14 protein-coding genes are annotated in these 13,989 nt (G+C 60.6%); 7 read left to right on the top strand and 7 right to left on the bottom strand.

Features of this window, described 5'->3' with window-relative positions:
• Nucleotides 1–204 precede the first annotated feature (204 nt).
• Nucleotides 205–1,830, top strand: a complete 1,626-nt coding sequence (locus ACP7E3_RS18835; RefSeq protein ID WP_026139759.1) for a glucan biosynthesis protein D — start codon at nt 205–207, stop codon at nt 1,828–1,830.
• A 59-nt stretch (nt 1,831–1,889) separates the two neighbouring features.
• Here the strand turns inward: ACP7E3_RS18835 and ACP7E3_RS18830 are convergent, their stop codons facing one another.
• From ACP7E3_RS18830 to ACP7E3_RS18820, 3 genes are all read right to left on the bottom strand, one after another.
• Nucleotides 1,890–2,075 (bottom strand): hypothetical protein, encoded by a 186-nt coding sequence (locus ACP7E3_RS18830; RefSeq protein WP_017844677.1) that lies wholly within the window; start codon nt 2,073–2,075, stop codon nt 1,890–1,892.
• Between the two features lie 271 nt (nt 2,076–2,346).
• The gene (locus ACP7E3_RS18825) at nt 2,347–3,453 is read right to left on the bottom strand and encodes an NADH:flavin oxidoreductase/NADH oxidase (protein WP_426124043.1); all 1,107 of its coding nucleotides are present in this window, start codon (nt 3,451–3,453) and stop codon (nt 2,347–2,349) included.
• A 225-nt stretch (nt 3,454–3,678) separates the two neighbouring features.
• Complete coding sequence (locus ACP7E3_RS18820; RefSeq protein WP_057005801.1) at nt 3,679–5,580, bottom strand: potassium transporter Kup; 1,902 nt, start codon at nt 5,578–5,580, stop codon at nt 3,679–3,681.
• 313 nt (nt 5,581–5,893) lie between these two features.
• On the opposite strand from ACP7E3_RS18820, the gene rimO reads away from it, so the two are divergent.
• From rimO to tsaA, 5 genes are all read left to right on the top strand, one after another.
• A complete protein-coding gene (gene rimO, locus ACP7E3_RS18815; protein ID WP_046384502.1) occupies nt 5,894–7,234 on the top strand; it encodes a 30S ribosomal protein S12 methylthiotransferase RimO in 1,341 nt (446 codons plus the stop codon).
• A gap of 115 nt (nt 7,235–7,349) precedes the next feature.
• The gene (locus ACP7E3_RS18810; RefSeq protein ID WP_126586102.1) at nt 7,350–7,823 is read left to right on the top strand and encodes a GNAT family N-acetyltransferase; all 474 of its coding nucleotides are present in this window, start codon (nt 7,350–7,352) and stop codon (nt 7,821–7,823) included.
• 71 nt (nt 7,824–7,894) lie between these two features.
• Nucleotides 7,895–8,605, top strand: coding sequence for an rRNA pseudouridine synthase (locus ACP7E3_RS18805; RefSeq protein ID WP_053254683.1), 711 nt, complete (start codon nt 7,895–7,897; stop codon nt 8,603–8,605).
• Between the two features lie 68 nt (nt 8,606–8,673).
• Complete coding sequence (locus tag ACP7E3_RS18800) at nt 8,674–9,135, top strand: DUF1456 family protein (protein ID WP_017844671.1); 462 nt, start codon at nt 8,674–8,676, stop codon at nt 9,133–9,135.
• Between the two features lie 3 nt (nt 9,136–9,138).
• Complete coding sequence (gene tsaA, locus ACP7E3_RS18795) at nt 9,139–9,834, top strand: tRNA (N6-threonylcarbamoyladenosine(37)-N6)-methyltransferase TrmO (protein WP_201021948.1); 696 nt, start codon at nt 9,139–9,141, stop codon at nt 9,832–9,834.
• 117 nt (nt 9,835–9,951) lie between these two features.
• Here the strand turns inward: tsaA and fpr are convergent, their stop codons facing one another.
• On the bottom strand, nt 9,952–10,731 hold the full coding sequence (gene fpr / locus ACP7E3_RS18790) for a ferredoxin-NADP reductase (protein WP_017844669.1): 780 nt from the start codon (nt 10,729–10,731) through the stop codon (nt 9,952–9,954).
• Nucleotides 10,732–10,856: 125 nt separating this feature from the next.
• On the opposite strand from fpr, the gene ACP7E3_RS18785 reads away from it, so the two are divergent.
• Nucleotides 10,857–11,783: a LysR family transcriptional regulator gene (locus tag ACP7E3_RS18785; RefSeq protein WP_046384505.1), complete on the top strand. Its 927-nt coding sequence runs from the start codon at nt 10,857–10,859 to the stop codon at nt 11,781–11,783.
• A 3-nt stretch (nt 11,784–11,786) separates the two neighbouring features.
• On the opposite strand, the gene ACP7E3_RS18780 is transcribed toward ACP7E3_RS18785, so the two are convergent.
• The 3 genes from ACP7E3_RS18780 to ACP7E3_RS18770 form a co-directional block, all read right to left on the bottom strand.
• Entirely contained in the window at nt 11,787–12,149 is a 363-nt protein-coding gene (locus ACP7E3_RS18780) for a diacylglycerol kinase (protein ID WP_017137081.1), read from the bottom strand.
• 75 nt (nt 12,150–12,224) lie between these two features.
• Nucleotides 12,225–12,875, bottom strand: a complete 651-nt coding sequence (gene erdR / locus ACP7E3_RS18775) for a response regulator transcription factor ErdR (protein ID WP_057005803.1) — start codon at nt 12,873–12,875, stop codon at nt 12,225–12,227.
• A gap of 252 nt (nt 12,876–13,127) precedes the next feature.
• Complete coding sequence (locus tag ACP7E3_RS18770) at nt 13,128–13,847, bottom strand: tRNA-uridine aminocarboxypropyltransferase (protein WP_026139758.1); 720 nt, start codon at nt 13,845–13,847, stop codon at nt 13,128–13,130.
• Nucleotides 13,848–13,989 lie beyond the last annotated feature (142 nt).

Here is a 13,989-nt window from a genome sequence, read left to right as displayed (position 1 = left end):
TCACTCAAAGCCCGGAAATGTCTTGTCGCATTTGCCAAGCCATCATCCCGCCATCAATCATTTTTCCTACGCCATCGAACCGCTTAAGCTATGCGGCGTCTGTTTAATGTCCGTTGCGTTTGGCCGAAGGCATGTCCGAACCGTTATCTTTGATCCAGCACGCGCCAGGGCCGGCGCGGGATTTGCTCACGACAGGTTGTCTCTATGCACCGCAGGAATTTGCTTAAAGCGTCCATGGCCATTGCGGCTTACACCGGTTTATCGGCCAGCGGCCTGTTGGCTGCGCAAGCCTGGGCCGGGAACCGCGCCGCCGACGGCAAGGCCGTGGCGTTCGACTTCGAAACGCTGAAGACCCAGGCCAGGCAACTCGCCGGGACCGCGTATAAAGACACCAAACAGGTGCTGCCGCCCACCCTGGCGACCATGACCCCGCAAAATTTCAACGCCATCGGCTACGACGGCAAACACTCGCTGTGGAAGGAAGTGAACGGCCAGTTGGACGTGCAGTTTTTCCACGTCGGCATGGGCTTCAAGACGCCCGTTCGCATGCACGCCGTCGACCCCACGACCCGCGAGGCCCGCGAAGTGCATTTCCGCCCTTCGCTGTTCAACTATGAAAAAACCACGGTCGACACCCAACAACTGACCGGCGACCTGGGTTTCTCCGGCTTCAAGCTGTTCAAGGCGCCGGAACTGGATCGCCATGACGTGCTGTCGTTTCTCGGCGCCAGTTACTTCCGCGCGGTGGATTCCACGGGGCAATATGGCCTTTCCGCACGCGGCCTGGCGATCGATACCTACGCGAAAAAGCGCGAGGAATTCCCCGACTTCACGCAGTTCTGGTTCGAAACCCCGGATAAAAATGCCACGCGCTTTGTGGTCTACGCCCTGCTCGACTCGCCGAGCGCCACCGGCGCCTACCGTTTCGATATCGACTGCCAGGCCAACCAGGTGGTCATGGCAATCGACGCCCATATCAATGCGCGCACCGCCATCGAACAACTGGGCATCGCGCCGATGACCAGCATGTTCAGTTGCGGCACCCACGAGCGGCGCATGTGCGACACCATCCACCCGCAGATCCACGACTCGGACCGCCTGGCAATGTGGCGCGGCAACGGCGAGTGGATCTGCCGCCCGCTGAACAACCCGGCCAAGCTGCAATTCAATGCGTTCGCCGACACCGACCCGAAAGGCTTCGGCCTGGTGCAGACCGACCATGAGTTCGCCAGCTACCAGGACACCGTCGACTGGTACAGCAAGCGCCCAAGCCTGTGGGTCGAACCGACCACCGCGTGGGGCGAAGGCTCGATCGACCTGCTGGAGATCCCGACCACCGGCGAGACTCTGGACAATATCGTGGCCTTCTGGACCCCGAAAAAACCGGTGGCCGCCGGTGATTCACTCAACTATGGCTACAAGTTGTACTGGAGCGCCCTGCCACCGGTGAGCACGCCGTTGGCGCAAGTCGACGCCACGCGTTCAGGCATGGGCGGCTTCACCGAAGGCTGGGCACCGGGCGAACATTACCCGCCAGTCTGGGCGCGGCGGTTTGCCGTGGACTTCAAGGGCGGTGGCCTGGATCGCCTGGCAGCCGGCACCGGGATCGAGCCGGTGGTGACCTGTTCCCACGGCGAGGTGAAAGACTTCAGCGTGCTGGTGCTCGACAGCATCAAGGGCTATCGCATCCTCTTCGACTGGTACCCGACCAGCGACAGCGTGGAGCCAGTGGAACTGCGCCTGTTTATCCGCACGCAGGACCGCACCTTGAGTGAAACCTGGTTGTATCAGTACTTCCCGCCAGCACCGGAGCAGCGTAAATACACCTGACACCGTGACCGACCATGTGAGCGCGGGCTTGCCCGCCCTCACATGGGGTCACAGCCCGCTCAGAACCGCGACACACTCTTCATCGCCCCAATCAAATAGCGCATCGCCACCTGATCGTTCTCGGTCAGGGCGCGATACTGCGCGAGCAATTCAGCTTCATCGGAACTCAACCTTCGGGCACGCAAGGACACCCTGCGGGTCAGAAAAGACGCCACCACACCCGCTACACCATAGGACTTGGCCATGGACTGTTTCTCCTGATATCGATCAAAAACTCCGTGTGCCCATTACCCGCCTGCCGTGAAGCGCAATGCCTCGGTAGACAAACCGACTGGCTCCCTGGGCCAGAAATCAGGCGTACTCTAAGCGTAGAAACAATCTCATGACGTGTGGGATTTTTTTAGAGTATTCACTTAAATAATTGGGTCAGGAATAAATACCTACAGCCCTATCCCACAGCTCCTGGCAAAAAAAACCCACCGGATAAGGGTGGGTTTTGTTGGAACCTAAGAAGGCTCAATCCCTGAGATCAGACTCATGAATCGGCTGCTCCCGATGGGTCGCCCGCTGGTACTGGGCCGGCCAGGTCGCCTTGCGCCCGCCCAGGTCATCGTCGGCATGCAATGGCCAATACGGGTCACGCAGCAGCTCGCGGGCGAGGAAGATGATGTCGGCCTGGCAGGTGCGCAGGATGTGTTCGGCCTGGGCCGGCTCGGTAATCATGCCCACGGTGCCGGTAGCGATGCCCGACTCTTTGCGCACACGCTCGGCAAACCGCGTCTGGTAGCCGGGGCCGATGGGGATCTCGGCGTTGGCGGCGGTGCCGCCGGAGGACACGTCGATCAGGTCGACCCCCAAAGCTTTCAGGCGACGTGCCAGTTCCACGGTTTCATCGGGGTTCCAGCCGTCCTCCACCCAATCGGTGGCTGACACCCGCACAAACAGCGGCAGGTCTTGCGGCCAGACTTCGCGCACCGCTTCGGTGACTTGCAGCACCAGGCGGATACGGTTTTCAAAGGTGCCGCCGTACTGGTCCTGACGCTGATTGCTGATGGGCGAGAGGAATTGATGCAGCAGGTAACCGTGAGCGGCGTGGATCTCCACCACTTTGAAACCGGCGGTCAACGCGCGCTTGGCGGCGGCGACGAAGTCGGCGATCACTTGCTCGATCTGCGCCTCGTCCAGCGGCAGGGGTTGCGTATGGTTCGGGTCAAAGGCAATCGGCGAGGGCCCCACCGGCACCCAGCCGCCGTCTTGCGGCTTGAGGCTGCCGTGTTTGCCGATCCACGGCCGATGGGTGCTGGCCTTGCGCCCGGCGTGAGCCAGTTGAATCCCGGCCACGGCGCCCTGGGCAGTGATAAAGCGCGTGATGCGTTGCAGCGGGGCGATCTGTGCGTCGTTCCACAGGCCCAGGTCTTCGGCGGTGATACGGCCCTCGGCGGTCACGGCGGTGGCTTCGGTGAAAATCAGCCCCGCCCCGCCGACAGCGCGGCTGCCGAGGTGGACCAGGTGCCAGTCGTTGGCCAGGCCATCGACGCTGGAGTACTGGCACATCGGCGACACGGCAATGCGATTGAGCAGGGTCAATTGGCGCAGGGTATACGGTTCGAGCAACTGACTCATGGCGCACCTCTTCTTGGCTTTTTGGGCACTTCTGTAGGAGCGCGCTTGCTCGCGAAAGCCTCATGGGCGCCGCGTTTATCCAGGATCGACGCGTTACCGTTAAGGTTTTTCGCGGGCAAGCCCGCTCCTACACAACAGTGCTTAGAGCCTAGTCGACAACGGGGGATTGCACAGGGTTCAGAAGACAAAGCGGGAGCCGATTGCCGGCTCCCGTCCAACAACCGCTTACATTTCGACCTGGGTGCCCAGCTCGATCACCCGGTTGACCGGGAGTTTGAAGAACCGCAGGTTGCCGTTGGCATTCTTCAACATGAACGCGAACAAGCCTTCGCGCCAACGGGCCATGCCTTTGATGCGCGAGGCGATGACCGTTTCGCGGCTGAGGAAGTACGTGGTACGCATCGGGCTGAAATCCAGATCATCCAGGTGGCACAGCTTCAGCGCTTCGGGCACGTCCGGCTCATCGGTGAAACCGAAGTGCAGGATCACGCGGAAGAACCCTTCGCCGTAGGCATCCACCTCGAAGCGCCGTGCGGCGGGAACGCGGGGAATGTCTTCGTAGACCACCGTCAGCAACACCACTTGCTCGTGCAACACTTGGTTATGCAGCAGGTTATGCAACAGCGCATGGGGCACCGCGTCGGGCCGCGCGGTGAGGAACACCGCGGTGCCCTGCACGCGATGGGGCGGCTGCACGCGGATACTGCTGATAAAGATCGGCAGCGGCAGGCCGCCTTCGTCGAGGCGGTCCATCAGCAGTTCCTTGCCGCGTTTCCACGTCGTCATCAGGATAAACAGCACAATCCCCGCCAATACCGGGAATGCACCGCCCTGGACGATTTTCGGCACGTTGGCGGCGAAGAACAGCCCGTCGACCAACAGGAAACCGATCAGCACCGGAATCGCCAACACCGGTGGCCATTTCCACAGCAACAGCATCACTGCCGACACCAGGATGCTGGTGATCAGCATGGTGCCGGTCACCGCCACGCCGTAGGCCGAAGCCAGCGCGTTGGACGACTCGAAGCCCAGCACCAGCAGGATCACGCCGACCATCAGCGACCAATTCACCGCGCCGATATAGATCTGGCCCTGTTCGGCGCTGGACGTATGCTGAATGTGCATGCGCGGGATGTAACCCAGTTGGATCGCCTGACGGGTCAGGGAGAACGCGCCGGAAATCACCGCCTGGGACGCAATCACCGTGGCCAGGGTAGACAACACCACCAACGGAATCAGCGCCCAGCTCGGTGCGAGCAGGTAGAACGGGTTACGCGCCGCTTCGGGGTTTTCCAGCAGCAACGCACCTTGGCCGAAATAGTTGAGCACCAGCGCCGGCAGCACCAGGGCGAACCAGGCACGCGCAATGGGTTTACGCCCGAAGTGGCCCATGTCGGCGTACAGCGCTTCGGCACCGGTCAATGCCAGCACCACGGCGCCGAGAATCGCCACACCCATGCCAGGGTGGACCATGAAGAAACGCACACCCCACACCGGGTTCAATGCGTTGAGCACTTCCGGATGCTGGCTGATGCCATGCACGCCCAGGCCCGCCAGCACCAGGAACCACAACACCATGACCGGCCCGAACAGCTTGCCGATACGGTCGGTGCCATGTTTCTGGATCAGGAACAGCCCCACCAGCACCACCAGCGACAGCGGTACGACCCAGCGTTCAAGCCCTTCGAAGGCCAGCTCCAGGCCTTCTACCGCCGAGAGCACCGAGATTGCCGGGGTGATCATGCTGTCGCCGTAAAACAGCGCAGCGCCGATCAACCCGAGAATCACCAGCACCGAACGCAGCTTCGGATACGGCGACGCCGCTCGCCGCGCCAACGCAGTGAGGGCCATGATCCCGCCCTCGCCCTGGTTATCGGCGCGCAGGATGAACAACACGTACTTGATCGAAACCACCCAGATCAGCGACCAGAAGATCAGCGCCAGTATCCCCAACACACCATCATGGTTGACCTGAACCCCATACCCTCCACCGAACACCTCTTTAAGGGTATAGAGCGGGCTGGTCCCGATATCGCCATAAACCACCCCGACCGCTGCCACCAGCATGCCAATCGGCTTGGCATTGGAATGCTCGGCACCCGCTGCCTGACTACTTGCCTGACCCATCAACCACTCCTGCCCTATGACCTGAGGTCTCTTATAAACAACGCATCTAAGCTGACCTTAGCATGCGCTGTTTTACTTCTCGTAACAGACGTTTTGTTGACCCAAGGATTTCACCCGTTCGCAACGGCGCGAAGCATAGCGCAGCACTCGTCGTATTTCCCTGCATAAAGCTGGTCAAGTGCGTTGCCCGTCGCTAGAATTGCGCACTTTTTGATCAGAGGCACAAAAGCATGCTCTTTTACGAGCGCGCTAAGTGCCCGTCTACCGCCTTGTCGTGCCCGACTGGCGGCGTCATTCAATACCGAGGTTAGACATGTCCACCACCATCGCAAAAGCCAACCCCAAGGTCGGCTTTGTTTCCCTGGGCTGCCCGAAGGCTCTGGTCGACTCCGAACGCATCCTGACGCAACTGCGCATGGAAGGTTATGACGTCGTGTCCACTTACCAGGACGCGGACGTGGTGGTGGTCAACACCTGTGGCTTCATCGACTCGGCCAAGGCGGAATCCCTGGAAGTGATCGGCGAGGCCATCAAGGAAAACGGCAAGGTCATCGTCACCGGCTGCATGGGCGTGGAAGAAGGCAATATCCGCAACGTACACCCGAGCGTGCTGGCCGTGACCGGTCCGCAGCAGTACGAGCAGGTGGTCAACGCCGTGCATCAAGTGGTGCCGCCGCGCCAGGACCACAACCCGCTGATCGACCTGGTGCCGCCGCAAGGCATCAAGCTGACCCCGCGCCACTACGCGTACCTGAAGATTTCCGAAGGCTGCAACCACAGTTGCAGCTTCTGCATCATCCCGTCGATGCGCGGCAAGCTGGTCAGCCGCCCGGTGGGCGATGTGCTGGACGAAGCCCAGCGCCTGGTCAAATCCGGCGTTAAAGAGCTGCTGGTGATCTCCCAGGACACCAGCGCCTACGGCGTCGACGTGAAATACCGCACCGGCTTCTGGAACGGTGCGCCGGTGAAAACCCGCATGACCGAGCTGTGCGAAGCCCTCAGCAGCCTGGGCGTGTGGGTGCGCCTGCATTACGTGTACCCGTACCCGCACGTGGACGAGCTGATCCCGTTGATGGCCGCCGGCAAGATCCTGCCGTACCTGGACATCCCGTTCCAGCACGCCAGCCCGAAAGTGCTCAAGGCCATGAAACGCCCGGCCTTCGAAGACAAGACCCTGGCGCGCATCAAGAACTGGCGCGAGATCTGCCCGGAACTGATCATCCGTTCGACCTTCATCGTCGGCTTCCCGGGCGAAACCGAAGAAGACTTCCAGTACCTGCTCGACTGGCTGACCGAAGCCCAGCTGGACCGCGTCGGCTGCTTCCAGTACTCGCCGGTCGAAGGCGCCCCGGCCAACCTGCTGGACCTGGCCGTAGTACCGGATGACGTCAAGCAAGACCGTTGGGAGCGCTTCATGGCGCACCAGCAGGCGATCAGCTCGGCGCGCCTGCAACTGCGCATCGGCAAGGAAATCGAAGTGCTGATCGACGAAGTCGACGAGCAAGGCGCCGTAGGCCGCTGCTTCTTCGACGCCCCGGAAATCGACGGTAACGTATTTATCGACGATGCCAGCGGTTTGAAACCCGGCGACAAGGTCTGGTGTACGGTGACCGATGCCGACGAATACGACCTGTGGGCCGAAAAGCGCGACTGATCGCATCAGGCGCGGATAAAAAAGTGAAAAAGCCCTGCTTCTGGACAAGATGCGGGGCTTTTTTAGGTCTATCGTTTTGCCCATCGACACCGAACATCCACAAAGGGCAGCGGGCATGCGTCAGCATTCGGTTATCCACACCCCAAAAACCAGCGACTACGCCGAGTTGGCACGGATCTGGGAGGCGTCGGTGCGCGCCACCCATGACTTTCTGCCGGACAGCTACATCACGCTGCTGAAAAACCTGGTGCTGACCCGCTACCTCGATGCGGTGATGCTGATCTGCACCAAGGACACGCGCCAGCGCATCACCGGGTTCGCCGGGGTGGCCGCGGGCAAGGTCGAGATGCTGTTCATCGACCCGCAGCACCGTGGCCAGGGCCTCGGCCGGCAATTGCTGCGTTACGCGATCGAGCGCATGAACGCCGATGAGCTGGACGTCAACGAACAGAACCCGCAGGCGCTGGGCTTTTACTTCAAGCAAGGCTTCGAAGTCATCGGCCGCACAGAGCATGATGGCCTGGGACAGCCTTATCCGCTGCTGCACATGCGTTTGCGCCAGGTGCAGCAAGAGGCGCGTCAGGGCTAAATGAAATGGGGCCGGGATTAACCGCGCCCACACAGGTACAATAGCGGCCCCCTTTTGCTACGGCCCTTGTCATGACTGACCCCATACGCCTCTCCAAACGCCTTATCGAACTGGTCGGTTGCTCCCGTCGGGAGGCTGAGCTGTTTATCGAAGGCGGCTGGGTCTCGGTGGACGGTGAAGTGATCGACGAGCCACAGTTCAAGGTCACCACCCAGAAGGTCGAACTGGACCCCGAGGCCAAGGCCACCGCGCCAGAGCCTGTGACCATCCTGCTGCACGCGCCGGTGGGCGTGGATGCCGAGACGGCAATGGCGTCGATCAGCGCCGAAACGCTGTCGGAAGAACACCGCTTCAGCAAGCGCCCGCTCAAGGGCCACTTCCTGCGCCTGACCGCCAGCGCTGACCTGCAAGCCAAGGCCAGCGGCCTGCTGGTGTTCACCCAGGATTGGAAGATTCTGCGCAAACTGACCGCCGATGCCGCCAAGATCGAGCAGGAATACGTGGTGGAGGTCGAAGGTGACATGGTTGCTCACGGCCTGAACCGCCTCAACCATGGCCTGACCTACAAAGGCAAAGAGCTGCCGGCGGTGAAAGCCAGCTGGCAGAACGAAAACCGCCTGCGCTTTGCGATGAAAAACCCGCAACCGGGGGTGATCGCCTTGTTCTGCGAAGCTGTCGGCTTGAAAGTCATCGCCATCCGTCGTATCCGCATCGGCGGCGTGTCCATCGGCAAGGTGCCGGTCGGCCAATGGCGTTACCTGTCCGGCAAAGAGAAGTTCTGAGCCACTCCCCCTTTTTCGACACCGCCTGCGTGGGCGGTGTCCACCGTTGAAAACCAGGATTGCCCACCATGATTCACAACGACGTACTGCGCAGCGTGCGCTACATGCTCGACATCAGCGACAACAAGATGGTCGAGCTGATCAAACTCGGCGGCATGGACGTGACCAAGGAAGACCTGCTGACTTACCTCAAGAAAGACGAGGAAGAAGGCTTTGTGTTCTGCCCGGACGAGGTCATGGCGCACTTCCTTGACGGCCTGGTGATTTTCAAGCGCGGCAAGGACGACAGCCGTCCGCCGCAACCGATCGAAACCCCGGTGACCAACAACATCATCCTCAAGAAGCTGCGCGTGGCCTTCGAACTGAAGGAAGACGACATGCACGCCATCCTCAAGGCTGCCGAGTTCCCGGTGTCCAAGCCTGAGCTGAGCGCGCTGTTCCGCAAGTTCGGCCACACCAATTACCGCACCTGCGGCGACCAGTTGCTGCGCAACTTCCTCAAGGGCCTGACCCTGCGGGTTCGCGCGTAAGCCATGAGTTACCAGGTCTCTCCCGTCGGCTTCGTGCGCTCCTGCTTCAAGGAGAAGTTCGCCATCCCGCGCCAACCGCAACTGGCGCCTGCCGCCCGCGGCGTGCTGGAGCTGGTCGCGCCGTTCGACCACGGCGAGGCGGTGCAGGGCCTGGAGCAGGTCAGCCATGTGTGGCTGCTGTTTCTGTTCCACCGGGCCCTGGAAGACAAACCCCGCCTGAAAGTGCGCCCGCCCCGTCTGGGCGGCAATAAGTCCATGGGCGTGTTTGCCACCCGTGCGACCCATCGGCCCAACGGGATTGGCCAGTCGGTGGTGAAGCTGGACAAGGTCGAACCGGGCCGGTTGTGGATCTCCGGGATCGATCTGCTCGATGGCACGCCGGTGCTGGATATCAAGCCGTATGTGCCGTATGCCGACATTGTCGACAACGCCGCCAACGGCATCGCCAATGGCACGCCGCCACTGATTCCCGTGCAGTGGCTGAAGACGGCTCTGCACCAGGCGCAAGACCACGCTCAGCGCCTTGCTGAACCGCTGGTGGCGTTGATCGAACAGTGTTTGGCGCAAGACCCGCGGCCGGCCTATCAAACGCCCGGGCCCGAGCGGGAATATGGCGCGCAGTTCTGGGACGTGGATGTGCGCTGGCACTATCCCGAGGCGGGCGTCATCTGTGTGCTGGAAGTGATTGCAGCTAAATAAACCAAAAACCAATGTGGGAGGGAGCTTGCTCCCGATAGCGGCGGGTCAGTCACCGGATGCATTGACTGACACTCAGCAATCGGGAGCAAGCCCCCTCCCACATTTTTTTGACCGCGTTTACTTCTCGACGAAGGCGCGTTCGATCAGGTAGTCACCCGGCTCACGCATGCGTGGCGAAACTTTCAGGCCGAAGCTGTTCAACACTTCGCTGGTCTCGTCCAACATGCTTGGGCTGCCGCACAGCATGGCGCGGTCGTCCTGGGGGTTGATCGGTGGCAGGCCGATATCGCGGAACAGCTTGCCACTGCGCATCAGGTCGGTCAGACGGCCTTGGTTTTCGAACGGTTCGCGGGTCACGGTGGGGTAGTAGATCAACTTTTCACGCAGGGCTTCGCCGAAGAACTCATTCTGCGGCAGGTGCTTGGTGATGAATTCGCGGTAGGCGACTTCGTTGACGTAACGCACGCCGTGGCACAGGATCACTTTTTCGAAACGCTCGTAGGTTTCCGGGTCCTGGATCACGCTCATAAATGGCGCAAGGCCGGTACCGGTGCTGAGCAGGTACAGGTGTTTACCCGGCTTCAAATCGTCAAGCACCAGGGTGCCTGTCGGTTTTTTGCTGATGATGATCTCGTCGCCTTCCTTCAGATGCTGCAACTGGGAAGTCAGCGGGCCATCAGGCACCTTGATGCTGAAGAACTCCAGATGCTCTTCCCAGTTCGGGCTGGCAATCGAATAAGCGCGCATGAGCGGGCGGCCGTTGGGTTGTTGCAGGCCGATCATCACGAACTGACCGTTCTCGAAGCGCAAGCCCGGATCGCGGGTGCACTTGAAGCTGAACAGAGTGTCGTTCCAGTGATGAACACTGAGGACACGCTCGTGGTTCATGTTGCTCATGTACGGGGGACTCCTGGAGATGGGTCTGCGCCAAAATGATAAGTGCGCAATTGCACAGCATTCTAATGGCGGCGACAATATCTGTTAACTGGATTATTAAGATAAGGGTTATCGGTTATATCGATATGCGATTTACTCTCCGTCAGCTGCAAGTCTTCGTCGCCGTCGCCCAGCAGGAAAGCGTCTCACGCGCTGCTGGCCTTCTGGCCTTATCTCAATCCGCCGCCAGCACCTCAATCACCGAGCTGGAGCGTCAATCCAGCTGCCAGTTATTCGACCGGGCGGGTAAACGCCTGAGCCTCAACGCCCTCGGCCGTCAGTTGTTGCCCCAGGCGGTAGCCCTGCTGGATCAGGCCAAGGAGATCGAAGACCTGCTCAACGGCAAGTCTGGCTTCGGTTCACTGGCCGTCGGCGCCACACTGACCATCGGCAATTACCTGGCCACGCTGCTGATCGGCAGCTTCATGCAGCAGCACCCCGAGAGCCAGGTGAAGCTGCACGTGCAGAACACTGCACATATCGTGCACCAGGTTGCGCATTATGAAATTGACTTGGGTCTAATCGAAGGCGACTGCAGCCACCCGGATATCGAAGTGCAGACCTGGGTGGAAGATGAGCTGGTGGTATTTTGCGCGCCTCAGCATCACCTGGCCCAGCGCGGTGTCGCCAGCATGGAAGAATTGACCCACGAAGCGTGGATCCTGCGCGAACAGGGCTCGGGTACGCGCCTGACCTTTGATCAGGCCATGCGCCATCATCGCAGCGCGCTGAACATTCGCCTCGAGCTGGAACACACCGAGGCGATCAAGCGTGCGGTGGAGTCGGGGCTGGGGATTGGCTGCATTTCCCGGCTGGCGCTGCGCGATGCTTTCCGCCGCGGCAGCCTGGTACCGGTAGAAACCCCGGACCTGGACCTGGCCCGGCAGTTCTACTTCATCTGGCACAAGCAAAAGTACCAGACCTCGGCGATGCGCGAGTTTCTCGAGCTGTGCCGCGCCTTCACCGCGGGGGTTCAGCGCAGCGACGAAATCGTGCTGCCGAACATTGCCTGAGGCTTAGATCAGGATCACGGCCCACACCAGGGTGATCATGGTCAGTGCCACGAATTGCGCGGCGCTGCCCATGTCCTTGGCGTTTTTCGACAGTGGGTGACGGTCCAGGGAAATGCGGTCGATGGCCGCTTCCACGGCCGAGTTGAGCAACTCGACGATCAACGCAAGCAGGCACACCGCGATCAACAGCGCCCGTTCGACGCGGCTGACATGCAGGAAAAAACTCAGCGGGATCAGGATGACGTTCAGCAACACCAACTGACGGAAGGCCGCCTCACCGGTGAAGGCTGCGCGCAGGCCATCCAGGGAATAGCCCCCTGCGTTAAAGATACGTTTGATACCGGTTTGACCCTTGAAAGGCGACATAGATGTAGGCAACTGAACCAAAGAAGTGGGAAAACTAGATCACGCAAAGTCAAAAAAGCGTGAATCGACAATAGCTTAATGCTGCGAAATTGACTCAAGTTGTTGCAAGAGCAACGCCGCCTGGGTTCGCGTTCGCACCCCCAGCTTGCGAAAGATCGCGGTAACGTGGGCCTTGATGGTCGCTTCCGACACGCTCAACTCGTAAGCGATCTGCTTGTTCAACAAGCCTTCGCAGACCATGGTGAGCACCCGGAACTGCTGGGGCGTCAAGCTGGCCAGGCCATCGCGGGCAGCCTTGGCTTCGTCGGACACGTTGATCTCTTCAAACGCTTGCGGCGGCCAGGACACATCGCCCTCCAGCACCGCGCGCACGGCTTTCTGGATCTTTTCCATGGAGCTCGATTTGGGAATGAAACCGCTGGCGCCAAACTCCTTGGAGCGCACCACCACATCGGCTTCTTCCTGAGCCGAGACCATCACCACGGGAATCTGCGGGTATTGCCCGCGCAACAGCACCAGCCCCGAAAACCCATAGGCGCCAGGCATGTTCAGGTCGAGCAGCACCAGGTCCCAGTCGGATTTTTCGGTGAGGCGGGTTTCCAGCTCGGCAATGCTGGCCACTTCAACCAGACGGACATCGGGGCCCAAGCCCAGCGTTACTGCCTGATGCAGCGCACTGCGAAACAGCGGGTGGTCATCAGCTATCAGGATTTCGTATGTGGCCATTGATTAAATGATCCTGTTTTTTATGGCAGCCCTGATGGGTTCAGGGTTCGCCAATACACAAGGTAACGGCCAGGCAGCCATCACCACAGGGCATGCTCAACGTCAAAAGCACCTGAAACGACGTTGGAAATTCACGGTTGCGCCCTGATCGGCGCCCAGCATGCCCAGCGTAGCCTGGGTGGTCAAGCACTACGCCAACGGGCAGTTTAGCGGTTGTCGGATTTACGGTGCCATCATGCAAACGTCGTCTGGTTATACCGCCGGGATGTAGGGCGCTAGACGAGTATGGACGATATCCGTCGAGTCCAGCGGCAACTGGAACTTGGCGGCCAGATAATGGGTGCTGAACACGTCGAGGTAAGCGTCCAGTACTTCGCTGGCCGCGCCGTCGTCGGCCAGCTCCAGGCACAGCGCGGCGACTTCGGCGGTGCAGAAATGATCATCCCGCTTGGAACGACGCAGTTTGTAGCGCGACAGCTGCTCGGGGGCCAGGCTGAGGACCGGCAAATGCTCCAAATAGGGACTTTTGCGGAACATCTTGCGCGCTTCGCTCCACGTGCCGTCCAGCAGGATAAACAGCGGGCGCTTGCCCTCCCCCACCTTGACCTCACTGACAACCCGTTCCGGCGCGACGAATTCGCCGGGGAACACAATGTAGGGCTGCCACTGCGGATCAGCCAGCAAAGTGAGCAGCCCGGGGTCGACCTCGGTGCGTGACCAGGCGAACGCGCTGGTGTCGTCAATCACATCGGCGATCAGCCAGCCGGTGTTGCTGGGCTTCATCGGTTCGACGTCGTGCATCAACAGGCACATCGCAGACCGGGCCTGGACCTTGGGCCGCCAGGCACACAAGCAATACGCGGGGATCACCCGGCAGCCGGGGCAGCGCTCGGCACGCGAACCCCGATTGACGAAAGGCCTGATGGCGCGCGCCAGGCGCTGGGTACGCAGACGAGAGACGGCGTGGCTCATCAGATGCGCCGCACGGAAAGGAAAATCGACACTGGGGGAACTCGAGGAAGGCTTAAGTGGCCGCAGTTTACCAGAGCCACACGCACTTCCCAGCAATACGCCTGGCTGTACCGGCCAGGGCTCACCTATAATTGCGCGCCAC

Source organism: Pseudomonas sp. PSPC2-3, from assembly GCF_049898265.1.
Classification (GTDB): domain Bacteria; phylum Pseudomonadota; class Gammaproteobacteria; order Pseudomonadales; family Pseudomonadaceae; genus Aquipseudomonas; species Aquipseudomonas veronii.
Note: the sequence above shows the minus strand (reverse complement) of the source record. Positions and strands in the feature narration are given on the sequence as shown.

Coding starts and splice junctions, on each gene's coding strand:
- ACP7E3_RS18835 (WP_026139759.1), top strand. CDS start 205: ATGCACCGCAGGAATTTGCTTAAAGCGTCCATGGCCATTGCGGCTTAC.
- ACP7E3_RS18830 (WP_017844677.1), bottom strand. CDS start 2,075: ATGGCCAAGTCCTATGGTGTAGCGGGTGTGGTGGCGTCTTTTCTGACC.
- ACP7E3_RS18825 (WP_426124043.1), bottom strand. CDS start 3,453: ATGAGTCAGTTGCTCGAACCGTATACCCTGCGCCAATTGACCCTGCTC.
- ACP7E3_RS18820 (WP_057005801.1), bottom strand. CDS start 5,580: ATGGGTCAGGCAAGTAGTCAGGCAGCGGGTGCCGAGCATTCCAATGCC.
- rimO (WP_046384502.1), top strand. CDS start 5,894: ATGTCCACCACCATCGCAAAAGCCAACCCCAAGGTCGGCTTTGTTTCC.
- ACP7E3_RS18810 (WP_126586102.1), top strand. CDS start 7,350: ATGCGTCAGCATTCGGTTATCCACACCCCAAAAACCAGCGACTACGCC.
- ACP7E3_RS18805 (WP_053254683.1), top strand. CDS start 7,895: ATGACTGACCCCATACGCCTCTCCAAACGCCTTATCGAACTGGTCGGT.
- ACP7E3_RS18800 (WP_017844671.1), top strand. CDS start 8,674: ATGATTCACAACGACGTACTGCGCAGCGTGCGCTACATGCTCGACATC.
- tsaA (WP_201021948.1), top strand. CDS start 9,139: ATGAGTTACCAGGTCTCTCCCGTCGGCTTCGTGCGCTCCTGCTTCAAG.
- fpr (WP_017844669.1), bottom strand. CDS start 10,731: ATGAGCAACATGAACCACGAGCGTGTCCTCAGTGTTCATCACTGGAAC.
- ACP7E3_RS18785 (WP_046384505.1), top strand. CDS start 10,857: ATGCGATTTACTCTCCGTCAGCTGCAAGTCTTCGTCGCCGTCGCCCAG.
- ACP7E3_RS18780 (WP_017137081.1), bottom strand. CDS start 12,149: ATGTCGCCTTTCAAGGGTCAAACCGGTATCAAACGTATCTTTAACGCA.
- erdR (WP_057005803.1), bottom strand. CDS start 12,875: ATGGCCACATACGAAATCCTGATAGCTGATGACCACCCGCTGTTTCGC.
- ACP7E3_RS18770 (WP_026139758.1), bottom strand. CDS start 13,847: ATGAGCCACGCCGTCTCTCGTCTGCGTACCCAGCGCCTGGCGCGCGCC.